Annotated in this window: 19 protein-coding genes and 1 pseudogene; 12 read left to right on the forward strand and 8 right to left on the reverse strand. The window is 71.6% G+C overall.

What is annotated here, in order from left to right; genetic code table 11:
* Positions 1–35 precede the first annotated feature (35 nt).
* The gene (locus ACIHEI_RS12125) at positions 36–3,062 is read right to left on the reverse strand and encodes an AAA family ATPase (protein WP_396606531.1); all 3,027 of its coding nucleotides are present in this window, start codon (positions 3,060–3,062) and stop codon (positions 36–38) included.
* 22 nt (positions 3,063–3,084) lie between these two features.
* On the reverse strand, positions 3,085–4,251 hold the full coding sequence (locus ACIHEI_RS12130; protein ID WP_396606532.1) for an exonuclease SbcCD subunit D: 1,167 nt from the start codon (positions 4,249–4,251) through the stop codon (positions 3,085–3,087).
* Positions 4,252–4,478: 227 nt separating this feature from the next.
* Between ACIHEI_RS12130 and ACIHEI_RS12135 the strand changes: the two genes are divergently transcribed.
* Both ACIHEI_RS12135 and ACIHEI_RS12140 read left to right on the forward strand, forming a co-directional pair.
* A complete protein-coding gene (locus ACIHEI_RS12135; protein ID WP_396606533.1) occupies positions 4,479–5,072 on the forward strand; it encodes a hypothetical protein in 594 nt (197 codons plus the stop codon).
* A gap of 1,260 nt (positions 5,073–6,332) precedes the next feature.
* Complete coding sequence (locus ACIHEI_RS12140; RefSeq protein WP_387634781.1) at positions 6,333–7,130, forward strand: SGNH/GDSL hydrolase family protein; 798 nt, start codon at positions 6,333–6,335, stop codon at positions 7,128–7,130.
* 133 nt (positions 7,131–7,263) lie between these two features.
* Here ACIHEI_RS12140 and ACIHEI_RS12145 read toward each other — a convergent pair whose 3' ends face one another.
* On the reverse strand, positions 7,264–8,439 hold the full coding sequence (locus tag ACIHEI_RS12145; RefSeq protein WP_396606534.1) for a polysaccharide deacetylase family protein: 1,176 nt from the start codon (positions 8,437–8,439) through the stop codon (positions 7,264–7,266).
* A gap of 209 nt (positions 8,440–8,648) precedes the next feature.
* Positions 8,649–10,472, reverse strand: coding sequence for an AMP-dependent synthetase/ligase (locus ACIHEI_RS12150; RefSeq protein ID WP_396606535.1), 1,824 nt, complete (start codon positions 10,470–10,472; stop codon positions 8,649–8,651).
* A gap of 338 nt (positions 10,473–10,810) precedes the next feature.
* On the opposite strand from ACIHEI_RS12150, the gene ACIHEI_RS12155 reads away from it, so the two are divergent.
* The 7 genes and pseudogenes from ACIHEI_RS12155 to ACIHEI_RS12185 form a co-directional block, all read left to right on the forward strand.
* Complete coding sequence (locus tag ACIHEI_RS12155) at positions 10,811–13,456, forward strand: nitrate- and nitrite sensing domain-containing protein (protein ID WP_396606536.1); 2,646 nt, start codon at positions 10,811–10,813, stop codon at positions 13,454–13,456.
* Positions 13,453–13,851 (forward strand): roadblock/LC7 domain-containing protein, encoded by a 399-nt coding sequence (locus ACIHEI_RS12160; RefSeq protein WP_387634770.1) that lies wholly within the window; start codon positions 13,453–13,455, stop codon positions 13,849–13,851. The genes ACIHEI_RS12155 and ACIHEI_RS12160 overlap by 4 nt, the downstream gene beginning before the upstream one ends.
* Positions 13,852–13,859: 8 nt before the next feature.
* Positions 13,860–14,369 (forward strand): DUF742 domain-containing protein, encoded by a 510-nt coding sequence (locus ACIHEI_RS12165; protein ID WP_396606537.1) that lies wholly within the window; start codon positions 13,860–13,862, stop codon positions 14,367–14,369.
* Positions 14,350–14,967 (forward strand): ATP/GTP-binding protein, encoded by a 618-nt coding sequence (locus ACIHEI_RS12170; RefSeq protein ID WP_387859622.1) that lies wholly within the window; start codon positions 14,350–14,352, stop codon positions 14,965–14,967. The genes ACIHEI_RS12165 and ACIHEI_RS12170 overlap by 20 nt, the downstream gene beginning before the upstream one ends.
* Before the next feature lie 539 nt (positions 14,968–15,506).
* Positions 15,507–16,157, forward strand: coding sequence for a winged helix-turn-helix domain-containing protein (locus ACIHEI_RS12175; RefSeq protein WP_387859624.1), 651 nt, complete (start codon positions 15,507–15,509; stop codon positions 16,155–16,157).
* A 202-nt stretch (positions 16,158–16,359) separates the two neighbouring features.
* Complete coding sequence (locus ACIHEI_RS12180) at positions 16,360–17,325, forward strand: SGNH/GDSL hydrolase family protein (RefSeq protein WP_396606538.1); 966 nt, start codon at positions 16,360–16,362, stop codon at positions 17,323–17,325.
* A 195-nt stretch (positions 17,326–17,520) separates the two neighbouring features.
* A pseudogene (locus ACIHEI_RS12185) lies at positions 17,521–17,901 on the forward strand (VOC family protein); the annotation flags it as partial.
* 819 nt (positions 17,902–18,720) lie between these two features.
* Here the strand turns inward: ACIHEI_RS12185 and ACIHEI_RS12190 are convergent.
* A complete protein-coding gene (locus tag ACIHEI_RS12190) occupies positions 18,721–18,987 on the reverse strand; it encodes a hypothetical protein (protein WP_396606539.1) in 267 nt (88 codons plus the stop codon).
* A 324-nt stretch (positions 18,988–19,311) separates the two neighbouring features.
* On the opposite strand from ACIHEI_RS12190, the gene ACIHEI_RS12195 reads away from it, so the two are divergent.
* Positions 19,312–20,631 carry an RICIN domain-containing protein gene (locus ACIHEI_RS12195; RefSeq protein WP_396606540.1) on the forward strand — a complete coding sequence of 440 codons (1,320 nt, stop codon included), beginning with the start codon at positions 19,312–19,314 and terminating at the stop codon, positions 20,629–20,631.
* A gap of 104 nt (positions 20,632–20,735) precedes the next feature.
* Here ACIHEI_RS12195 and ACIHEI_RS12200 read toward each other — a convergent pair whose 3' ends face one another.
* Genes ACIHEI_RS12200 through ACIHEI_RS12210 form a run of 3 tightly spaced genes read right to left on the reverse strand, consistent with a single transcriptional unit; the run spans position 20,736 to position 21,978 of the window.
* Entirely contained in the window at positions 20,736–20,939 is a 204-nt protein-coding gene (locus ACIHEI_RS12200) for a DUF397 domain-containing protein (RefSeq protein WP_396606541.1), read from the reverse strand.
* Positions 20,936–21,148: a DUF397 domain-containing protein gene (locus ACIHEI_RS12205; RefSeq protein ID WP_396606542.1), complete on the reverse strand. Its 213-nt coding sequence runs from the start codon at positions 21,146–21,148 to the stop codon at positions 20,936–20,938. Before ACIHEI_RS12205 ends, ACIHEI_RS12200 begins: the two co-directional genes overlap by 4 nt.
* The gene (locus ACIHEI_RS12210) at positions 21,145–21,978 is read right to left on the reverse strand and encodes a helix-turn-helix domain-containing protein (protein ID WP_396606543.1); all 834 of its coding nucleotides are present in this window, start codon (positions 21,976–21,978) and stop codon (positions 21,145–21,147) included. The genes ACIHEI_RS12205 and ACIHEI_RS12210 overlap by 4 nt, the downstream gene beginning before the upstream one ends.
* Before the next feature lie 129 nt (positions 21,979–22,107).
* Between ACIHEI_RS12210 and ACIHEI_RS12215 the strand changes: the two genes are divergently transcribed.
* Together ACIHEI_RS12215 and ACIHEI_RS12220 are read left to right on the forward strand one after the other, a co-directional pair.
* The gene (locus tag ACIHEI_RS12215; protein ID WP_396606544.1) at positions 22,108–22,377 is read left to right on the forward strand and encodes a hypothetical protein; all 270 of its coding nucleotides are present in this window, start codon (positions 22,108–22,110) and stop codon (positions 22,375–22,377) included.
* Between the two features lie 26 nt (positions 22,378–22,403).
* The gene (locus ACIHEI_RS12220) at positions 22,404–22,988 is read left to right on the forward strand and encodes a hypothetical protein (protein ID WP_396606545.1); all 585 of its coding nucleotides are present in this window, start codon (positions 22,404–22,406) and stop codon (positions 22,986–22,988) included.
* The last annotated feature ends 12 nt before the right edge of the window (positions 22,989–23,000 follow it).

The following is a 23,000-nucleotide window of genomic DNA, read 5'->3' on the forward strand; positions in this document are numbered from 1 at the left end:
AGGCGGGAGGGTCGGCGGCACCCGGCGCAAACGCGTCAGGTGTCGTCGCGGGTGGTGTGGTGCGTGGTGGAGCCGTGGCGGTGTTTGCGGACGAGGAGTTGGGCGGGGATACGGGTGCGGAGGTCGGCCACGTGGCTGACGATGCCTACGGCGCGGTCGCGTTCGCGGAGGGAGTCGAGGACGTCCATGACTTCTTCGAGGGTGTTTTCGTCGAGGGTGCCGAAGCCCTCGTCGATGAAGAGGGTGTCGAGGGGCATGCCGCCGGCCTCGTCGGTGACGACGTCGGCGAGGCCGAGGGCGAGGGCGAGGGAGGCGAAGAAGGATTCGCCGCCGGAGAGGGTGGCGGTGTCGCGTTCGCGGCCGGTCCAGGCGTCGACGACGTGCAGGGAGAGGCCGGAGCGCTTGTTGCCGGAGACCAGGCCGTCGCTGTGGACCAGGGTGTAGCGGCCGCCGGACATTTTGAGGAGGCGCTGGCTGGCGGCGGCGGCGACCTGTTCGAGGCGGGCGGCCAGGACGTAGGACTCCAGGCGCATGCGCAGGGCGTTCTCGGCGGGGGCGCCCGCGAGCAGGGCGGCGAGGCGGCTGATCCGGGCGTAGGCGTCGAGGACGGGGGCGAAGGCGTCGGCGAGGGCGGTCAGGTCGGCGGTGATCCGGGCCAGGGCGGTGACCCGGGCGGTGGCGGTGCCGTGTGCGGTGTCGGCGGTGCGCAGGACGGCCGTGGCGTGTTCCTCGGCGGCGTGTGCGGATGCGGTGTCCGCGGGCGGGAGTTCGGCGGCCGCGCGCAGGTCGGGGTCGGCGAGGCGGGCTGTGGCCTGTTCCAGGGCGGCGTCCAGTTGCTCGAACCGCCGTTGCAGGGCGTCGCGTTGGTGGGCGGGGAGTTCGGCGGCGGCGAGTGCGGGCAGGTCGGTGAAGCCCGCGTCGGCGGCCGCCTGTTCGAGGGCGTCGGTGGCCTCGGCGAGGCGGCGGGTGGTTTCGGTGGTGGTGCGGGCGGCGTCGAGGACGGCGGTGACGGCGGCGGCGAGGGCGTCCACCGCGGTGGCGCGGGCCGCGACGGACGGGGCGTCGCCGCGGGCGGCGGCGATCCGGCCGGCCAGCGCGTCGAGTTCGGCCGCGACGGTGCCGAGCCGGTCGGCGAGGACGGCTCCGCGCTCGCCCGCCTGGCGCAGCCGCTCGTGGCGGGCCTTGCGCTCGTGCTCGAGTCGTTCGACCTGCTGGCCCAGGGGGACCAGTCGTTCCGCGGTGTGCAGTGCGGTGCGGCGAGAAGAGTTCAACTCTTCTAGGGCGAGGGAGAGTTCGGCGACCGAGCGGCCGCCGGAAGCGGTTTCGGCGGCCGCGGTGTCGGCCTGCAGCGTGCTCAACCGGCGCTTGGCGGCGTCGAGTTCGCCCTCCGCCGCGTGCTGGGCGGCGCGGGCGCGCTGCTCGTCGGCGGCGGTGACCTGGTCGGCTGAGGGGCGGGCCGGGTTCGGGTGTTCCGGCGAGCCGCACACCCGGCAGGGTTCGCCGGCGGCCAGCTGGGCGGCCAACTCGGCGGCCATGCCCGCGAGTCGGCGTTCCTGGAGGTCCAGGGTGCGGGACCGGGCGTCCAGCGCGGCGCCCGTCAGGGCGTGCACCTCCGCCTCGGCGGCGGTGAGTGAGGAAAGGAGTCGGTGGTGGCGGTGGGCAGCGTCCTGACGGAGCGTCAGATCGACGTGCTGGGCGTCGAGTTGGGCGAGCAGGGCGTGGGCATCGCGGGCCGCGTCGAGGTCGGCGTTCAGCTGCTTCAGCTGGTCGTCGAAGCCGGACAGCCAGTCCTGCGACTCCTCCGCCAGGTCGTCCGCCTGCTTCTGCTCGGCGGCCAACTCGCCGCGCTCGATCAGTAGTTGGGCGTGTCGCTGCTCGTCGGCTCGGGCCCCGGACAGGCGGGTCGCCTCGGTGTGCAGGGCGCGTTCGGCGGCGGCGAGCGGGAGCTCGCCGAGCAGCTGGGCGGCCCAGGGGGCGGCGGACCGGGTGTTGAGTGTGGCGGTGTGCGTGGACTCGGTGGCGGTGGCGGCGGTGTGGGCGGCCAGCGCGCTGCGGTGCAGGGAGCGCAGGGGGGCCAGGGTCTCGGCGGCCAGCGCGAGCCGCAGGCGGGACCGGTCGGCGGCCGACTCCTGGTCGGTGGCGGTGAGTTGGAGATGCTTGTCGAGCGCGGAGTGGTAGTGGTGCTGGCGGTCCGCCAAAGTGCGCTGGGCGTCCAGGTGCGCGCGGGCCCGGGTGCGGGCGGACTCGGCGGCCTCCAGCGCGAGCGCCGTCGCGGTGACGCGTTCGGCGGCCGTGCCGCGCAGCATCGCCGCCCAGGCCAGCACGTCCGAGGCGGAGGCGTTCTCGTCGGGCCGGTGCGCGGCGGCGTCCTCCGCGAGCGGACCGGCGGCCTCCTCGGCGCGGGCCGCCAGGTCGCGCAGCTTCTGCCGGCCGGCCTGCACCTCGTGCTCCTGGCGCAGGCGGCGCTCCGCCGCCCAGCGTTCCAACTGCTCGAACCGGCTGGTGTCGAACAACTTGCCCAGCAGCTCGGCGCGCTGCTTGGAGTCCGCGCGCAGGAACCGCGCGAAGTCGCCCTGCGGCAGCAGTACCACCTGGCAGAACTGGTCCCGGCTCATGCCGAGCAGCCGGGTCAGCTCCTCGCCGGCCTCCTGGTGCGACTTGCTGACCGCGACCCAGCCCGGCTCGCCCTCGCCGGCGTCCGCGGCCCATTCACGCAGCAGCGTCTGCGCCTTGTCCTGCGTGAAACCCGCACCGCGCTTCTTCGGGCGGAGCTGCTCCGGGCTGCGGGTGATCTCCAGCCGGCGCCCGCCGAGCGTCGCCTCCAGCACCACCTCGGTGCGGCGCCCCTGGTCGGCGTGGTCGCTGCGCACGCCGTTGCTCTTGCGCGAGCCCGGCAGTTCGCCGTACAGCGCGTAGCAGACCGCGTCCAGCACACTGCTCTTGCCCGCGCCGGTCGCCCCGCGCAGCAGGAACAGGCCGGACGCGGTGAGCCGGTCGAAGTCGATCCGCTCCGTGGACGCGAACGGGCCGAACGCGGTGACGGTGAGCTGGTGCAGCCTCATCGGGCGCTCCCCTTCGAGAGGTTCATCGGCCGTTCTCCTCGGCCCGGCCGGCGGCCGTGCGGCGCACCGACTCCAGGCCCTCCAGCAGCCAGGACTGCTCGGTGTCGTCCAACTCCCGCCCCGGGCGGACATGGGCGACGAAACCCTCCACCACCTCCTGGTCGCTGCGCCCGCTGACCCGCTGCGCGTACGACTGCGCCGCGGCCTGCTCGCCGCCCTCGGGATCGAACAGCAACTGCAGGGTGTGCGGGAAGCGGACCCGCAGCCGCTCCATCGGATCGACCGGACGCACCGGGTCGGTCAGGGTGGCCTGCACCCAGGCGTCGCGGGCCCAGTCGTGCTCGTCGGCGGTGAGCAGATCGTCCAGGCGGCCGCGCAGTTGGGCCAGCGGCCGGGGCTGCGGGCAGAAGATCCGGGTGGCTTCGACGGCGCCCTCGGCGTCCAGGTCGACCAGCCACATCGACTTGCGGTGGTTCGTCTCGGAGAACGAATAGGCGAGCGGGGAGCCCGAGTAGCGCAGGTGCGGGGCGAGGGTCTGGCTGCCGTGCAGGTGGCCGAGGGCCACGTAGTGCACGCCGTCGAACACCCCGGACGGCACCGACTGCACGCCGCCCACCGCGATGTCGCGCTCACTGTCGCTCGGCTCGCCGCCCGTCACGAAGGCGTGCGCCAGCACCACGGCCCGGGTGCCCGCCGGGCGCGCGGCGAGGTCGGCCCGGACGGCGTCCATCGCCGCCGCCAGCACCTGCTCGTGCCCGCCCTTCGCCAGCCGCTCCCGCACCAACGCCGGTTCCAGGTACGGCAGCCCGTACACCGCCACCGGCCCGTGCTCGTCGTCCAGCAGCACCGGCTCGGCGAGCGTGCCCGGATCGGTGCGCAGGTGTATGCCGGCCCGCTCGATCAGGCGGGACGCGACACCGAGACGGCGCGCGGAATCGTGGTTGCCGCTGATGAAGACGGTCGGGATGTTCCGTTCGGCCAGCCGCCACAGCACGTCGTCGAACAGCGCGACGGCCTCCAGACCCGGCAGCGCGCGGTCGTACACGTCACCCGCCACCAGCACCGCGTCCACCCGCTCGGCGACGGCGGTGGCCACCAGGTGGTCGAGGAACGCGCGCTGCGCCTCGTGCAGGTTCTCGCGGTGGAAGGAACGGCCAAGGTGCCAGTCCGAGGTGTGCAGCAGCCTCACGTCGAAGCTCCCCGCAGCATGTCTGTCACTCCTCGTCGCTTTCATGTGGTCGGGCCGGTACCGAGTATCACAGGTACGGGTGACAGGCCGGGAGCGGAGAGGCGGCGGAGGCCGATGGGACAGGTGGGACGGTGACCCGACCGGCGGCCGGGGCTGTTCATCGGTCGGGTGTTCGGGGAAGATCATCAGGTGGCGAGGGTGGCCGCCCGGAGTGCGGAGGGAGTGGCATGGGCATCGAGTACAGCCCGGAGATCTCCGAACTGCTCGGGCGGGTCCGGCGCCGACCGAATGCCGGGTGGCCCTGGCACGCGGGGATCGCGGTACCGGAGGGGCTGCCGGTGAAGCAGTCCTGGGGCTGGCTGTTCGCCCCCGACGGCCGGGTGCTCACGCTGGTCAACCCGCGGGACGGGATCGTCAGCCTCCCCGGTGGCTCGCTGGAGACGGAGGACGCCGGCGACCCGGGCGCCGCGCTGGCCCGCGAGGCGGGGGAGGAGGCCCAGGCCCGGATCGGCCCGCCGCTGTACCTCGGCTACCTGTACGACCGGGTCGGCTCGGCTAACGGCGGCCACGAGTGCGCGCGTGTGCGGATGGCCGCGGCGCTGCACGGCGCGGGCCCGTCCGCACCCGATCCGGCGTCCGGCCGCCACTACCGACGGCTGCTCGTCGCCCCCGGGCTGGCGGTCGAACTCCTCGGCTGGGGAACCACCGGCCTGTACCAGGCCCGGGCGGCGGTGGCGGCGGCGGTCGCGGTGCTGGGGGTTCCGGCGTCGGCGAACGAGACGATCGAGGAACTGCCGCTCGAGGGCTGCTGGTTGCGTTGAGCCGGGTGCTCGATGTCTCGGAGTTGACAGTCATCAATTGATTGATGACTGTCGGGCGACGCAAGTCGGGTGCTCCGCGCTCCGGGCTCGTCACACCTTGGGCGGCTGCCGCGGTTGAGGTAATGACGACAACGGTCCTGGTCGCCTTGCGAATGGTCTTGTACATGATTACCGCCCGGTAGGGCGTGCCCGTCGCACAGGTCGGCGGCGAACGCGGACAAGACCGGTCGCCGGGGCGGGCGAAAGACGATTGTCGGCTGTGATCCGCCTCACGCTGTCGGGGTATTCCCGTCGTATGGCGCAGTTTGCCGAGGTGTGGAACGGAATTTGCGCGCGTATATGTCGGAACCCCGCGCGCGGGCCGCGCGACCGGGGGGGACGTGTGGCGTGGATCACGTCCTGGCGCGGTTGAAGCCGCGCCAAGGGGGGGATCGCGCGCGGGAGTTCGGGTGCGCGTGGCGGTGGCCCGCGCTCGGCGGAGCTCGGGGCGGGCTCCGCCCGCGGTCGCCTTCGGGTGGTTCGAATTCCTCCTCCGGGGCGGGTCCGCTGTTCAATTCGGAGGTGGTCCTCGCGGGAGGACCGGCGATTTCCGGGACCGCCGGCGCCCGGGTTCTGGGCGGCGGAATTTCTTCGGAAATCCGGTGGGCATTTGTGATTTCCGTGGCGGGCGGGCGGATTTCGACGAGCGGGTGACTTCGGACCGTGACGAACCTGCTCGGGGGTGTCGACACAGGGCGTGATCGTCGCGATCGGTGGAGTCGGACAGGTGGGCGACGAACCGTCGGGGCTCGCGCCTGTCGTTCGACGGGGGTGCCAGGTCCGGTCGCGGTGCGCTGCTCGGCGGTGGCGGGCGGGGCGAGCAGGGAAGTGTTGCGCGCCGGCCGGCGCCTCGCCGCTGATGGCCCGGACCAGGCGTCCGGAAATCGCCGTCCAGTGTCCGGAGTTCGGCGTCGGGTGCGTTCAAGTGGCGGCGCGTGTCGGCACGTTGACCCGGAAGCCGGGCACGGAGTGTCACGCCGTCGTCGCGCTCGGAGATGGGGCGGGAGTTGACGGTGCGTCAGGTGAAAAATCGGGTGATCGGGCGTTCGGGAGGGGGCTGGAGGGAATTTCCGCAGCCCAGGTCAGGGGTGGGTCTCCGCGCGTAGCGATTTTCAGGTGTCCGTTGGATGAGTGTTCGTCAAATTCTTTGGCATGACCGCTTCCCCACGAGGCTACTGGCTGGTATCCAATGTGTGGCCTGCATCACTCATTGGAGGAAAGATGACTCGCGTTCGCGCCGTAACCGTCGCTCTCACCGCGGCAGCCCTGTCCATCGCCACCCTTGCCGCCGCCACCCAGGCGAGCGCCGCCGGCGTCAACTACGTGGCGCTCGGCGACTCTTACTCGGCCGGTGTCGGCTCGGGCAGCTACACCAGCGAGAGCGGCAGCTGCAGCCGCAGCACCAACGCCTACCCGCAGCTGTGGAAGAACGCCCACGCCCCGACGTCGTTCAAGTTCGTCGCCTGCTCGGGTGCGACCACCAACGACGTGCTTGCCAACCAGATCAGCTCGCTGAGCTCGACGACCACCCTGGTCTCGATCACCATCGGCGGCAACGACGCCGGCTTCGCGTCGACCATGCAGACCTGTGTGCTGAGCAGCGAGGCCTCGTGTCTGAGCGCCGTGAACACGGCGAAGAGCTACGCCACCAACACGCTGCCGGGCAAGCTCTCCAACCTGTACTCGCAGATCAAGGCGAAGGCGCCCAACGCGCACGTGGTGGTGCTGGGTTACCCGCACCTGTACCAGGTGCCGGGCAACTGCATCGTCGGCATCTCGGACACCAAGCGGACCGCGATCAACGGCGCAGCGGACACCCTGGACTCGGTGATCTCCAAGCAGGTTGCGGCGGCCGGGTTCACCTTCAAGGACGTCCGGACGATCTTCTCGACCCACGAGATCTGCGGTTCGTCCTCGCAGTGGCTGAACAGCACCACGCTGCCGGTCAGCGACAGCTACCACCCGAACTCCTCGGGCCAGGCGTACGGCTACCTGCCGAGCTTCTCCGCGGGCGTCTGATCCCCGGAGCAGCCGCTTGTCCGTGAGGGACGCGTGAGCCGGTGTCCGGGCCCATGGGAGGGGCCCGGACACCGGTGTTCGTGAACCGCCACGGACTGACAATACGTCAGCCTTATCCGCGCGGCGGCGAGGGTCAGTGAAGGTAGTCGGCCAGCGCGGCGGGCTTCAGGCCGGCCGCGGCGGCCGCGTCCAGGGCGCGCTGGAGGTCGCTCGCCAGGGTGTCGGTGAAGTGCAGGATGATCACGTCGCCGGGCTGGAGCGGGCCGCCGTGGTAGACGTTCGAGGCGCCGGAGGTGAAGTCGGCGGTGGCGGTCAGCAGGTACTTGATGCCGCAGTTCGCGGCGGCCTGCTGGGAGTTGGCGTCGAAGGCGAAGTACGGCGGGCGGAGGATCGTCGGCGTGGTGCCGTAGCGGGCGGTGACCGCGTCGCGGGCGTCGCAGATCTCGGCCTGCTGCTCGGCGAGCGACAGCGTCGTCAGGTCGCGGTGCGAGACGGTGTGGTCCTGGATGGAGGAGCCGGGCGCGGCGGTGATCCGGCTGAAGTAGTCCTGCTCGAAGCCCTCCGGCATGGGCAGCGGGAACGCGGTGACCGGGAGCCTGCGGTCGGCGATCAGCTGCGCGGCCTCGGGGGTGCGGAACCAGCCGTCGTCGATGGTCAGGAAGACCACCTTGTCCGAGGTCGGCGCGTTCCAGGTGGCGTACGCGGGCGCGGGGGTGTCGCCGGTGACGCTGACGTCGTCCACCGCGATCGGGCCCTGGCCGTACCAGCCGTGCACGTACAGCTGCACGGAGGTGGTGGCGGCGCCGGTGGTGAAGGTGGTGGACAGCTGCTGCCAGCCGGTGCCGGTGGACGCCGTCCAGGCCGGCGGGACGTCGTGGCCGGTGCCGGTGGCGCCGATGAAGGCGTACGAGCCGTGCACCCAAGCCCGGTAGGTGTAGCTGGTGTTGGGGCGCACCGCGAGGGTCTGGGTGCACTGGCCGGTGGAGTCGGCGGAGGCCGGGGTGATGGCCAGCGCGGAGCCGCCGGTGCGGGCCGCGGTGGTGACGGCGCCCTCGCCGGCCGCGCAGTGCCAGCCGGGGATGGAGCCCCAGTCGGCGAGCGGGAGGGTGGGGATCTCGAATCCAGGGTTGGTGGCCAGGTTGACCGCGGGGGCGTCGGCAGCCGTGTTCGTCGGGGCGCCGGCGTGCGCGGCCGGGGCATCGGCGTGTGCGGCCGGGGCATCGGCGTGCGCGGCCGGGGCGGTGGCGAGGGCGGCCAGCACGGTGGCGGCGGCAGCCGTCGCGAGACGGCGGCGTGCGGAACTGAGCACGGATCAACTCCAGTGTGGGGGAGGAGAGAAGACGTGACTCCCGGAGGGGACGGGGGTCGGTCGCGGCCCTGCCGCACCGGGCCAGGTGCACACAATGGACTGGACCAATCCCGGCGGTCAAGGGGGCTGTCGGAGATCGGTCAACCGCCGGGCCGTGCGTTGCGGTTGCGTTGATGACGGAGCGTCGGAGTCCGGAACGGGCCGGCCGTTCAGCCGGCGTACAGCTCGTCGATGTCCTGCGCGTAGCGGTCCGCCACCGCTGCTCGGCGGATCTTCAGCGAGGGCGTCAACAGGCCGTCGTCCAGGGTGAATTCGTGCGGCAGCAAGCGGAAGGCCCGGATCGACTCGGCGCGCGAGACGGTGGTGTTGGCGGCGGCCACGGCCCGCTGCACCTCCTGGTGCAGCTCGTGGTCGGTGAGCACCCCGTGAATGTCCAGCTGCGGGCGGCCGCGGGACTTGAGCCAGTGCGCGAGGGCCACCGGGTCGAGGGTGATCAGCGCGGCCAGGTACGGCCGGTTGTCGCCCACCACCAGGCACTGGGCGACCAGTGGATGGGCCCGCACCCGCTCCTCCAGGATCGCGGGGGCGAGGTTCTTGCCGCTGGAGGTGACGATCACCTCCTTCTTGCGGCCGGTCAATGTCAGGTAGCCGTCCTCGTCCAGCGAACCGAGGTCGCCGGTGGCCAACCAGTCGCCGTGCAGCGCCTCTTGCGTACAGCGCGGATGGTTGAGGTAGCCGGAGAACACGCCGGCGCCGCGCACCCACACCTCGCCGTCCTCGGCTATCGCCACCGCCGCGCCCGGCACCGGGCGGCCGACGGTGCCGAATCTGGGCCGGTCCGGGGGATTGGCGGTGATCGCGGCGGTCGTCTCGGTCAGGCCGTAGCCCTCGTACACCGTCATGCCCGCGCCCGCGAAGAACAGCGCCAACTCCCGCCCCAGCATGGACCCGCCGGAGATCACCGAGCGCACCCGGCCGCCGAGCACGGCCCGCACCCGCTGGTACACCAGGCGCTCGTACGCGGCGTGCCGCAGCCGCAGCGCGGGGGACGGGCCGGGGCCCTTGCGGTGCGCCCGGCGCTCCCAGGCCGTCGCCCACTCGATCGCCACCTGCTCGGCCTGCAGGAAGGTCTCCAGCCGGCCCGACGCCTCGGCGGCCTCCCGGGCCCGGCGGTGGATCTTCTCGAAGATGTACGGCACCGCGTGCAGGAAGGTCGGCCGGAACGCAGCCAGGGCCGGCAGCAGACTGTCCGCCGCCAGCTTGGCGTGGTGGCCGATCCGGATGCCGCCGCGGATCGCCGCGACCTGGGTGAGCCGGCCGTACACGTGCGCCAGCGGCAGGAACAGCAAGGTGGCGGGCTGGTCGCCGCCGGTGTCGGAGAACACCTCCGCCCAGCCGTCCAGCACCGCGTCCGCCACCGCCGCGAAGTTGCCGTGGGTCAGCAGACAGCCCTTCGGACGGCCGGTGGTGCCCGAGGTGTAGATGACGCTGGCCAGCGAATCCGGCGTCACCCCGACCCGTCTACGGTGCACCAGGGCGTTCGGCACTTCCTGCCCGTCGGCCATCAACTGCTCGACGCAGCCCCGGTCGAGCTGCCAGATGCCGGTCAGCGCCGGCAGCGCGTCGCAGACCGCGCCGACCGTCATCGCCTGGTCCTCGTCCTCGACCACGCAGGCCACCGCCGAGGTCTCGGCCAGGATCCAGCGCACCTGTTCGGGCGCCGCCGTCGGGTACACCGGGACCGGGATCGCCCCGACCGACCAGAGCGCGTAGTCGAACAGCGTCCACTCGTAGCGGGTGGAGGACATCACCGCGACCCGGTCGCCGTAGCGCACCCCGCGGGTGAGCAGACCCCGGGCGAGGGCCAGCACCTCGTCGCGGAACTGAACGGCCGTCACCGGCCGCCAGACGCCGTCCGCCCAGCGGGACAACTGCACCAGCCGCGGTTCGCGCTCGGCCCGGTCGAACACCGAGTCGGCCAGCCCGCCGGTCACCGCCGAGCTGCCGAGCGCGGGGCTGCTGATCTCTCGCACGGTACCCCCGTTCCGCCGATCCCCGCCCCGGATCGCACAGGCGGAGGGCGGCACCGGCGAAGCTACCCGATCGACGCGGTGCTGCCCAGAGTCACCGCCCGACGACACCGCGCACCGGGCACAGTGCCGCAGGTGGGGGCACTGAAGGACGCTGGTGAGGAAATTAAAGGACGATACGGACACCACACGATCACGATGCAAATTCACCCTACGAACGGACGGTCAGTAAGTAGTAGGCTCGCGGCTCTCGTACCCCTCCGTACCTCTTCATGCTCATTCCTGCCCCCGGCCGCTCGTGCCCGGCGACCACACCGACCGAGGACCACCAGAGGACCCACATGCGCCTGCGCCGCAGCTCGATCCGCGCGAGGATCATCGCGCTGCTCCTGGTGCCCATCGTGGCGCTCGGCGGCCTGTGGGCCTACTCCACACTGATCACCACCAGCGGCGTGTGGAACCAACTCGACCTCAGCGACACCTACACGGCCTTCGGCGGCCCCGCCGACCAGTACGTCGACGACCTGCGCATCGAACGCACCGCCGCCGTGCTGCGCCTCGCCGACCCCGCCAACAAGGCCTACACCGACTCCTACCTGAAGTCCCAGACCGTCACCGACCGGGACCTGCAACTGCTGCGCTACCAGGCGGGCAGCCGCGACGCCGGCAAGCTCGACGGCGACCAGCGCGCCCGCCTCCACGACCTCATCGCGTCCGCCGACGAACTCGCCGCCGTCCGAAGCCAGATCGGCCAGCACCAATCCAGCTGGGACGGCGCGCTCAAGGACTACAGCGCCCTGATCGGACCGGTCTTCGCCTTCCGATCCTCCTTCGTCGCCAAGGAGAGCGGCGCACTGCCCCGCCAGGGCACCCTGCTGGTCGAACTCACCCGGGCCACCGACTACCTGGCCCAGGAGACCGCCGCGATGCGCGCCCTGCGGGCCGGAACCGCCACCGCCGCCACCGACATCCGCAAGCAGCAGATCGCGCTGGACGCCATGCACGCCCAGCAGACCCTGTTCCGGGTCTACGTCGCCGAACTCGACCCGCAGGACCAGCACGACTACATCGAACTGCGCAACAGCGAGGCCTGGCACGCCCTCACCCTCGCCGAAACCGGCTTCGACAACGCCACCGACCGGGCCGCCGAAGTCCGCGGCGGCCCCGTCGACAACTGGGGCGACAACGCCGACCGGGTCCTCAACGACATCGCCACCATGAACGCCCGCCTGGCCTCCAAGATCGGCGACCAGGCCCACGCCTACGCCGTCAACTCCCTGCTGCGCGGCGGCGTCGCCGGCCTGGTCGGCCTGCTCGCCGTGGTGATCTCCATCGCCGTCTCCTACCGCATCGGCCGCCGCCTGGTGCGCGAACTCGTCGGCCTGCGCAACGCCGCCGCCGACCTGTCCGCCAACCGACTGCCCTCCGTGATGCACCGGCTGCGCCTCGGCGAAGAGGTCGACGTGGTCGCCGAAGTCCCCCAACTCGACTTCGGCACCGGAGAGATCGGCCAGGTCGGCCGCGCCTTCAACGAGGTGCAGCGGGTCGCCGTCGAGGCCGCCGTCGAACAGGCCCAGCTGCGCCGCGGCGTCTCCGCCGTCTTCGTCAACCTGGCCCGCCGCTCCCAGGTGCTGCTGCACCGTCAGCTCACCCTGCTCGACACCATGGAGCGCCGCACCGAGAACCCGCGCGAACTCGAAGACCTGTTCCGGCTCGACCACCTCACCACCCGCATGCGCCGGCACGCCGAAGGCCTGATCATCCTCTCCGGCGGCTCGCCCGGCCGCGCCTGGCGCAAGCCGGTCCGGATGGTCGACGTGGTGCGCGCCGCCGTCGGCGAGGTCGAGGACTACGCCCGGGTCATCGTCCGGCCGTTCCCCGGCACCGGACTGCTCGGCTCCGCCGTCGCCGACGTCACCCACCTGATCGCCGAACTCGTCGAGAACGCCACGGTGTTCTCCCCGCCGCAGACCCAGGTCACCGTCCAGGGCGAGGTGGTCGCGCACGGCTTCTGCCTGGAGATCGACGACCGCGGCCTCGGACTGAACGAGCAGCACCTCGGCGAGATCAACCAACGCCTCGCCGTGGAGCAGGAGTTCGACCTCGCCGACACCGACCGGCTGGGCCTGTTCGTGGTCTCCCGGCTGGCCCGCCGGCACGGCATCCGGGTCCACCTGCGGCCCTCCCCGTACGGCGGCACCTCCGCCGTGGTGCTGATCCCGCGCGAACTCCTCGCCGACGCCGCCGAGATGGCCCCCGACGGGGCCCGCCCCGCCGCCGACGACGCCACTCACCGCCGGGCCACCGGCACCGCCGAACCCGGCCGCGCGCACGCCGCGCCCGCGCATGCCGCGCCCGCGAAGGTGCTCGGCGGGCCGCGCCCGTCCGCCGCCGACCCGTCCGCGAAGCCCGGCGGGCTGCCGCGACGGCGAACTCCCGGACAGGAAGCGGCCGTTGAGGGCGCATCCGGGACGGGGCGGCACCGGCGGACCGAGGACGCCGAGCCCGCCGCTCCCGCTGCGGTGGCCGCGGTGCCCGCTCCGTCGTCCGGTGCGCCCGTCACGCCGCTCACGCCGGTGGCCGGGGGGCTGCTGCCGCGCCGGGTCCGGCAGGCCAGCCTCGCGCCCCAACTTCGGGCCGGCGCCGGCCCCGAGACCCCCGAGTCGGCCCGCGAGCGCAGCCCCGAGGAGGCCCGCTCCGCGTTCGCCTCGTTCCAGCGCGGCTTCGCCCGCGGCCGCGGCGACCGGTTGCAGCCCGCCTCGCTGACCGTCGTCCGTTCCGAGCCCGACCCGGCCGCGCCCGGTGACCGCTCCGGCGCGCGGGTCGCGCCGGCCGTGCCGCAGCCCGGCCGCCCGCCCCGGCTGCGGGTCGCGCTCCCCTCCGCGCCGGTGCCACCCGCGCTGCCGGCCGCCCCCGTCCGCTCCGTCCCCCCGGCGCACCAGCCGCCGGACGCACCGCCCGCACCAGCAGAAGGAACCGAATCATGACCGCAACAACACCGCCGTCCGGGAGCCTCGACTGGCTCCTCAACGACCTGGTCGGCCGCGTCGCGACCCTTCGGCACGCGGTAATCCTGTCCAGCGACGGCCTGGCCACCGGCGTCTCCAGCGGCCTCGGCCGGGAGGACGCCGAGCACCTGGCGGCCGTCGCCGCCGGCTTCCACAGCCTCGCCAAGGGCGCCGGCCGGCACTTCCAGGTCGGCGGCGTCCGGCAGACCATGGTCGAACTGGACGAGGCCTTCCTGTTCATCACCGCCGCCGGCGACGGCAGCTGCCTGGCCGTGCTCAGCGATGCCGAATCCGATGTGGGCCAAATCGCCTACGAGATGGCACTGTTGGTGAAGCGCGTCGGGGAGCACCTGGCCGCCGAGCCGAGGAGTTGACTGGTTAGATGAGCGAGCCCGAGCCGACCGAGCCGACCGAGGCCACCGCCCCGGCCGACCCCGGCGGTGAGAGCGCGGACGAGGCGTCGGCCGACGATACGCCGATCGACCTGTTCGTGCCCCGCACGCCGGTGGACAACCGCTGGTTCGACGACGACGCCGGACCGATGGTCCGGCTGTTCTCGATGACCAGAGGACGCGCCCGGCCGGTCGACGACGGCCTGTTCGACCTGATCTCGCTGGTCACCGCCGCCGGGGAGTACCTCGCCCCCGGCGGCGTCCCGGCCGACCTCCCGATCGGACCCGAGCACCACGCCATCCTCCAGCTCTGCTGCGAAGAGCCCCTCAGCGTCGCCGAGTTGGGCTCCTACACGGACCTGCCGGTCAGCGTGGTCCGGGTCCTGCTCGGCGACCTCCACGACGCCGACCTGATCAGCGTCACCCGACCCTTCCAGCTCGCCCAGCAACCGGACGAGCGACTGCTGCGAGACGTGATCAATGGCCTCCGTGCACTCTGACGCCCCTGACGCGGCGTCAACTTCCGCTACCCGCAAGGCTCCTTGGGCCGCCAACGCGGTCAAGATCCTGATTGCCGGCGGCTTCGGCGCGGGCAAGACCACCCTGGTCGGCGCGGTCAGCGAGATCCGGCCGCTGCGCACCGAGGAGACGCTCAGCGAGCGCGGCCGCCCGGTCGACGACACCGCCGGCGTCGAGGACAAGCGGACCACCACCGTCGCCATGGACTTCGGCCGCATCGACCTCAAGCCCGGCCTCGCCCTCTACCTGTTCGGCACCCCCGGCCAGGACCGCTTCTGGTTCGTCTGGGACGAACTCGCGCGCGGCACCCTCGGCGCGGTCGTGCTCGCCGACACCCGGCGGCTCGCCGACTCCTTCCCCTCCGTCGACTACTTCGAGCAGCGCGACATCCCGTTCGTGGTAGCCGTCAACTGCTTCGAGGGCACCGAGGTGTACGCGCCCGAGGACGTCCGCGCCGCGCTCGACCTGCCGGAGAGCGTGCCGGTGCTGCTGTGCGACGCGCGGCGGCGCGAGGACGGCAAGGAGTTGCTGATCCGGCTGGTGCAGCACGCCGCCGAGCGGGTCGGAGTGCGACTGTAGTACTGGTCGCATTTTTGCAGGTCAGGGCGTTGGCGTCCGGATGGTGGATGGTTTCTGTCTTGGCGTGCGGACCGGGCGGTGCAGTGGGTTGCCTTCCGGGCACGTGGCGTGGAAGTCTCGTACTCGTGCCCGCCGTTCGTCGCGGGTTCTCGACACCGCACCGGGGGAGGAGCAGGACCATGACCGAAGCGGTCCGCGTCTCCGTCCTCCCCGTGCTGACCGTCCGCCGGTACATCGACCACGGTCTGATCTACAGCGCCTGCTGTCGCTGACGCACCGTCATCACCCTTTGCCCGTAGGTGTGGTGGCGGTTCTGTGCGTTTTTCGCCGACCCGTCGTGCTCCGGAGAGCCGCCCTGTGAATCCTCGCGTACTTCTCGAACCGTTCTGGCCCCCGCGCCAGGCCCACCACTTCGACCAGACCTGTCGGCGCGTACCCCGCGTCTCCCGCCTGCCGCACTGACCGACCCGTCAGCGCCGGCGCGCCGGAAGCGCAGACGACGACCACCCACCGACCGTCACGCGCGAAAGAGCCCTCGAATGTCCTACGCCGCCACCGCGACCCCGCACCTGCGAGCGGTCCGTACCCTGCCGAACCACAACCACTCCCTGCCGAACCAGCCCCTCGACGCCGAGTACCGGCGGGTCGCCGCCCCGGCCGCGATGACCCGGCCCGCGCCCGCCATCGCCCCCGAGAGCCTGCTGGCCGGACTCCAGGACGGCGCCGCCGTCGTCGCCGCGCTGCCCCAATCCGTGCTGCCGCAGGGCCTGTTGGCGCAGCTCGGGGCCGGCGCGAACAGCCCGCTGGTCGGGTACCTGGTGCTGGTGCCCGCCGAGAAGGTCGCTCCCGCGCCCGCTCCCGTGGTGGCCGCCGCCCCGGTCCGGCCCTTCACCCGCCCCGCCGAGAGCGGCATCTCCGTCGACCTCGACCGCCGCAACGCGTACGTCGACGGCGCCCTGCTCGACCTCACCTACCTCGAGTTCGAGCTGCTCGCCCACCTCACCGAGCACCCGCACCGGGTCCACACCCGCGACCAACTCGTGCACACCGTCTGGGGATACGGCCACGTCGGCGACGGCCGCACCGTCGACGTCCACGTCGCGCGCCTCCGCCGCAAGCTCGGCGCCGCCTACCGCGACACCATCGTCACGGTCCGCCGGGTCGGCTACAAGTACGCGCCGGTGGCCTGACGGGCCGGGACGCAACGGAACGACGGCTTGCACCGCAGGGTGCGGGCCGTCGTTCCGTTGTGGGCGGTCGGGCGGTCGGGCGGTCGGGCGGGGGGGGCGTGGTTCCGGGGCGGATAGATGTCACCCTCGGAGTTGGACCGCGTGCGTATAGTGACGATTCGGCTGGTCAAAGCGTCATCAACGCCGTATCCCTGGAGGATTCGTGGCAAACTTCCGCAATCGTCTGGCCCTGCTCGGCTCGGCCACGGCGCTCGCCGCCGGCACCGTCGTTCCCGCGCAGTTCGTCGCGGCGCAACCCGCTGCTGCGGCGGACCGTCAGTGGGTCGCCCTGGGCGACTCGTACACCGCCGGGTTCATCCGGGCCGCCGGTGAGGTCTTCGAGATCCCGCGCGACGGCTGCGAGCGCACCGACCAGTCCTATCCTCAGCTCATCGAGCGCGACTTCGGTTCGCTCTTCGAGCTGACCAACGTCAGCTGCACCGCCGCGACCATCGAGAACGTCACCGACGAGCCTCAGGAGCCGATCGGCCGTCACTTCCCGCCCTTCTCCGAGGACCCGGACTACCCGTTCCCCGCCGTGCCGCCCCAGTCCGCGGCGGTGGGACCGGACACCGACGTGATCACCGTCGGCGTGGGCGGCAACACCCTCGGATTCGCCGATTTCCTGGTCAAGTGCCCGGAGTTGGGCCAGGGGACCGGTGGCGCCGGCACCCCCTGCAAGGACGAGTTGGGCGCGAGCGTCCCGGACCGGCTGAACAGGGTGAGCAGGGAGTACGACCGGATGCTCGCCGTGCTCCACGAGCGCGCCCCGCGCGCGAAGATCCTGGCCGTCGGCTTCCCCACCATCTTCCCCAAGGACACCGCCAAGTGCCGCTACGGCGACCTGACGCAGTTCGGCACCATCACCCAGGGCGACCTGGACTGGCTGCGGCAGGACGTCCTGGAACCGCTCAACCGGATCATCGAGAAGTCGACGGGCACCCAGGAGGCCGCCGACTTCGTCGACCTGTACGAGTCCTCGGCGGAGCACAGTGTCTGCGACGCGAGTAAGTGGGTGGAGGGGTTCATCACGCCGCCCGACCAGCTGTCCTTCGTGCACCCCAATGCGCGCGGCCACCGCAACGTCGCCGACCTGGTCGAGGCGGCGATGCTGGACATCCTCGGCTGAGCCGGGGCGGCGACGTCCTTACGTTGAACTGGCCTTTCGGCAGCAGTCGGAGGCCAGTTCGCGTGTGCGCGGGGGCTGGTGGTGCTGACGCGGGGTTGGTCCGGCGGCCTAGAATGCCGGGGTCCGCGCGCGTGCGGCCCGGGGCCGTTGAGACCACCGATGATGAGGGGCCGCATGACCCGCCCGACCACCGGAATGCTGCACCACGTCGAGATCTGGGTGCCCGATCTCGACCGTGCCGTCGATTGCTTCGGCTGGCTGCTGGACGCCTTGGGCTGGACGCCGTTCCAGAGTTGGGGCGACGGCCGCAGTTGGCGGCTCGGGACGACGTACCTGGTCTTCGAGCGGTCCCGGGCGCTCACCGCCGACCAGCACGACCGGTGCCGGCCCGGGCTGAACCACCTGGCGTTCCACGTCCAGGGCCGGGGTGCGGTGGACGCGTTGGTCGGCGAGGCCGCGCAGCACGGCTGGACCCTGATGTTCCCCGACCGTCACCCGCACGCCGGCGGCGAACAGACCTACGCCGCCTATCTGGAGAATGCCGACGGGTTCGAGGTCGAGCTCGTCGCCATCGAGCCGGAACAGCTCGATCTCGCCGCTGCCAGCTGGGCGCACCTCTGTAGCGGTCCCGACCACTACCCGGGTGGTGGGGTGGACATCCCCGAGGCCTTGCGCGGGCTGGCGGCCGCGACGGACCTCGCACAGGCCCGCAGATGGGCCGACCGCCTGTACGACCTGGTCTACCACTCGCATTCCGGCGGGTACTTGCTGCCGGCCGAGGCCGTGGTGCCGCACCTGATCCGGCTCGGCTCCTCCGGGCCGGCCGTGGTGCGGGCGATGGCGCTGGGGTTCCTGGTGGACCTCGGCGGTGGCGGGTGGTCGGGGGCGGAGAGCTGCCCGGGCAGCGAGGATTTCGCGTCCCGCACCACCGCGGCCGTTCGGGCGGGACTGCCGACGTACTACGCGCAGGTGAAGTCACCCGACGCGATCGTGCGTGCGGCGGCGTTCGTCCTGATCACCGTCCTGGAGCACGAGGCCCTGATGTTCCTCAGGGGCGACGAGCGCATCGCGGTGCAGACCGGGCCGCCGATCACGTCCGCGCGCTATCGCGCCATGGTCGATCGGCTCCACGAGCACGACTGGGACCCGACCGTCCGGCGGTACTTCGGGCTGGCGAAGATCGATCCGCTGTTCGGCCAGGGCGAGGAGCACGGGATCGAGTACTTCTACGACTCGGTCGGTTGGTGAACTCGTAGCGGGTTCAGGCGAGTTGGCCGATACGTCCGGGGAGTGGGCAGCCCCTCGGCCGGGTGCGCCGGGTGTGAAGGTGCGGCTCGCGTCCGCCCGTTGACGCGGTGGCTCAGTCCAGGGCGGCGATCCTGGCGAGCAGTGCCGTCAGTGCCCGGCGACGGTGTTGCCGGATGCGGTGTGGGCGGCAGGGCGGTACCAGCGGTGGTGGACGAGGGGTTCGACGGACAGCATTGCTGCGCCCGCCACTGCGCCGACCAGGAGGGAGGCCCAGCCGCCGCCGTTGAGGAGTGCGCTGAGGCAGGCGGCGGCGATGGCGAGGGGGCGCAGGAGGGTGAGCGGGCCGAGTCCGACGACCACGACGAGGGTGCTGGCGCGGAACGGCAGGAAGAGGTAGGCGGCGAGGCGCGTCATTGCGGGGCGGGGGCGGCGATGGGTGCGCGGGATCTTTCGCGAAGCCGGTCCGGATGCGGATGGTAGCGGGTGGCGTGCGGAGCGTAGTTGGTGATGCTCTGTCGAAAAGGGGCGCTGCTTCGTCATGTCAACTTCCTTCGCGCGGTTCGGGGATCTGGAGATCACCTACACCACAACGTTCAAGCTGGGCCTGGACAGCAGGAGCAAGCGCACCACGCTGAGCGGCTCGTTCTACCACCCGGTGCCGCCGGAGGGGTTCCACGTCCTCGGCAGCATCGGCTTCTCCGGCCTCACCGACCCCAACGGGAATGTCGCGCGCTCTGCGTGCGCGAGGCGGCCGGAACGGTCGGCGGTGCGCTGGCCCGCCCGAAGGGCTACGAGTGGGTCTGGAACGACACCGGCACCGGGGGCACGGACGGCTCCTGCTGGCGGCCGGTTCCGCCGCCCGGCTACCGGCCGTTGGGAAACGTCTTCGTCTACGGCCATGACGAGCCGTCGCCGGACCTGGTGATGTGCGTCCGGGAGGACCTGGTGGTGCCCGCGCCTGCGGGCGACCTGATCTGGAGTGACTCGGGCGGCGGCGGCAAGTACGACTTCAGCGCCTGGAAGATCAGCGCCCCAGACCAGTTCGTCGACGAGACGCCGGGCGCCACCAAGGCGGTGATCACCCCCGAGTCGTTCGTCGCGCTCGCCGGGTACGACAAGCCGTCCGTCGCGCCCGAGTTGTACGCGCTGTGGCTGCCCCTGCCCGGCGACCGGACCGAACTGTCCGCAGCGACCCCGGCGCTGACCGGGCGCACCCGGCCGGCGCAGTCCACGCCCGCCGTGACCGACCACAGCGTGCGGGTGCCGCTGACCGCGGTGCGCGACGACGCGAAGTCGCTGGCCTGGCGGATCGAGAACTCGCCGTACTACACGATCGAGCGGCGGGTGTGGTGGTCGCTGCTGCTGTTCAACGACAACCGCACCGAAACCGACCAGACCGTCGAGGACGCGGTGACGGTCGGCGTGGAGAAGACCAGCAGCGAGACCTTCAGCCGGAACACCGGCGTCTCGGTGAGCGCGGAGGTCGGCGTCAAGATCTTCGGGACGGGCGCGACCGTCAGCGCGAGCGTGAGCGCCGAACTGGGCTACGAGTCCTCCACCTCGGTCTCCGAGTTCCGCTCCCGGACCGTCACTCGCCGGCTGGTCACCCCCAAGAACACCGCCGGAGCCCTCTGGGTCGCCTCCTACGGCCTGCGGACCCTGCGGGCGGACGGCACCGTGGTGGGCTCCCAACTCAAGTTCGAGGGCGACGCGTTCCACCACGCACAGTACCCCTCCAGCGAGCCGGTGCCGACGCCGAACTCCGGAATCCCCGCCCTCGCCCGGCTGGTGTCGAAGTACAGCGGCAAGGTGCTGGACGTCGGCGGCCCGAGCATGGACAACGGCGCGGGCGTCCTCCAGTGGGACTGGAAGGGCGGCGACAACCAGAAGTGGCGGATCGAGTCGGTCGGTGACGGCTACTACCGGCTGGTGTCGAAGTACAGCGGCAAGGTCCTCGACATCGGGGGCCCGAGCATGGACAACGGCGCGGGTGCGCTCCAGTGGGACTGGAAGGGCGGCGACAACCAGAAGTTCCGCCTGGAGGCCCTCAGCGAGTAGTCGCCGCCGGCCCTCGCCGCAGTAGGTGAGGCCGCCATCCCGGAAACTCGACGGCCCGCACCGGACGACGAATGTCCGGGGCGGGCCTTGGTGATGACGCTCAGTCAGATACGGCCGAACGCGCCGTTGGCGGTGGCGGTGAGGAAGGCGGTGAGCGCCTCGGGGGTGAAGTGGAGGCGGGGTCCTTCGGGGTCCTTGCTGTCGCGGACCAGTCCGAAGTGGGCCATGTCCAGCTCGACGCAATCCCCGCCGTTGTCGCTGTACGTGCTCTTCACCCAACGCGCCTGGTCCTGCTGGGTGTTGGTCACGCCAGGTCCTTCGAGTGGAATGCGCCGGAGGCGGTGGCGGTGAGGAAGGCGGTGAGGGCCTCAGGGGTGAAGCGGAGGCGGGGGCCGCGGGGGTCCTTGCTGTCGCGGACCAGTCCGAAGTGGGCCATGTCCAGCTCGACGCAATCCCCGCCATCGCCGCTGTACGTGCTCTTCACCCAACGCGCCTGGTCCTGCTGGTTGCTGGTCATGCGAGTCCCTCTCGAGCTGCACGGATCATGGCGAGTGAAGCAACTGAGGACAGGCACTCCACCTGGAGCAGATCGTACCTTCTGGACCAAGCTGCCACGATGTCCCGATTGCGCTCGACGTGTCCTCGGGCCTGGGACTCTGCGTACCCGATCACTGAGCGGTCCGGGAGCGTGAGCAGGACCACTGGCCTCAGGAACGGTACGGCTTCGGCGAGGTCGAACGGGGCGATCTGCAGGACGACGTTGGGTCGCTCCGCCAACTCCTCCAGGTGCGCCAGTTGAGCGGCCATCACCTCCCGTCCGCCCACCGGCCGGCGGAGGCAGCCCTCGTCCATCACAGCATGGATGAGCGGTGGGTTGGGCCGCTCGTGCAGCAGGCGCTGCCGGGACGCCAGGAACGACACTTGCGCGTCAGCCCGATCCTGGGAGATCTCTCCGCGTCGCACCGCCGCGGTGGCCAGCGCAGAAGCGTAGGCGAGAGTTTGGATTTGACCGGGTACGACGAACAGTTGGAAGGTCCGCAGCATGCGGCACCGGGCCTCCTCCTCGGTGAACTCCGTGAAGCCCTCCAGCAGGCTGGCGTTGCTGTACTGCCGCCACAGCTGTTGGAACCTGGCGCCGGACTCGAACACTTCGTCGGCTTTTACCGCGAAGTTAAAGGTGATGGCCTTCTTCCCTCGTTCGATGTACGAGATCAGGCCGTTCGAATACCCCATGCGCCGCGCCAAGTTCACCTGCGACCAGCCGTGAGCCTCGCGTGACCTGCTGAGCTCCCGGCCGAATCGCAGGGCCGGGGAGGTGACGGCGTCGACTTCCTGTTCCATCTCCATGGCTGTCCCCCTTTTGACGCACCGGAACCGTCAACGGTCAAGGTCTGGAGATCCTACGCCGTCCTGTCGATCCTTGACGCACAGAGAGTAGTTGACGGCTGGGCACAACGAAGGCGCGGAGCAAGAAATATGACGGACAGTCAAATCCCTGGCCTGGAGTTGCTGAGAGTTCTGCGATTCGGCACTCCGGTGGTGGAGACCGTGATGCTGGACGGCTGTACGGATGTCCGGCGTGGGACGTTCGTGGGGGTGTTCCGGGGCGAGATCCGGATCAGGCCGGTCGGTGGCGGGCTGGAATGGGGCGCGAAGGCCGAGGACGTCGCGCTCGATCTGGCGGAGCGTGTCCGGCTGCGGAATCGCAACTCGCGCATCGGCGGCGCCGGTCGGGCGTCGGTGTAGTGGCAGGCCCGAAGGAGAATCGGCGGATGGCCATGGGTGATGGGGTGGATGCGGGCCGCCGGCGGGCTCGTTGGATCGCGGACGCGCTGAGTGAGTTGGGCGGGCGTCCGGCCGTCGCGACGGAGTCGCTGAGTGGCGGGGTCAGGGTGACGTTACGTGTCGCGGAGGAGGTGACGCCCGCCATTCGCCGGGTGCTCGACCTGGGTGACCGGTTTGGGCACGCCAATTCCGGGCGGTGGGAGCGGGTTTGGGTCGAGGTCGACGAGGCTGCGTGGGAAGGGTGGAACGCGCGCATGGAACCGGTCGAGTATTACCCGCACGGGCATCCGGGGTTGGCGTGGCAGGCGGTCGGCGAGGATCCGGACGGGTTGTTGGTTGCCGAGACCGGGGACGGGGTGGCCCTGGCGCTCGCAACGGACCCGCGGAAGATTTTCGTCCTGCCGCCGGACGAGTGGGCGGACCTGTGTGATGCGGCCAAGGCCGGGCACTTCGACGGGCTGTTGGGCGGTCGGGCGCTGTGTTCGGATCCGTACGGCAGCGGAAGGGCGGGGGCGGGCCAGGTGGAACTCGAGGGGGCGGAGCTGGAGTTGATCGCGGCGGAGCCGGGATAGGTGAGGCCGGGG

This window comes from Kitasatospora sp. NPDC051984 (genome assembly GCF_044593455.1).
Lineage (GTDB): Bacteria > Actinomycetota > Actinomycetes > Streptomycetales > Streptomycetaceae > Kitasatospora.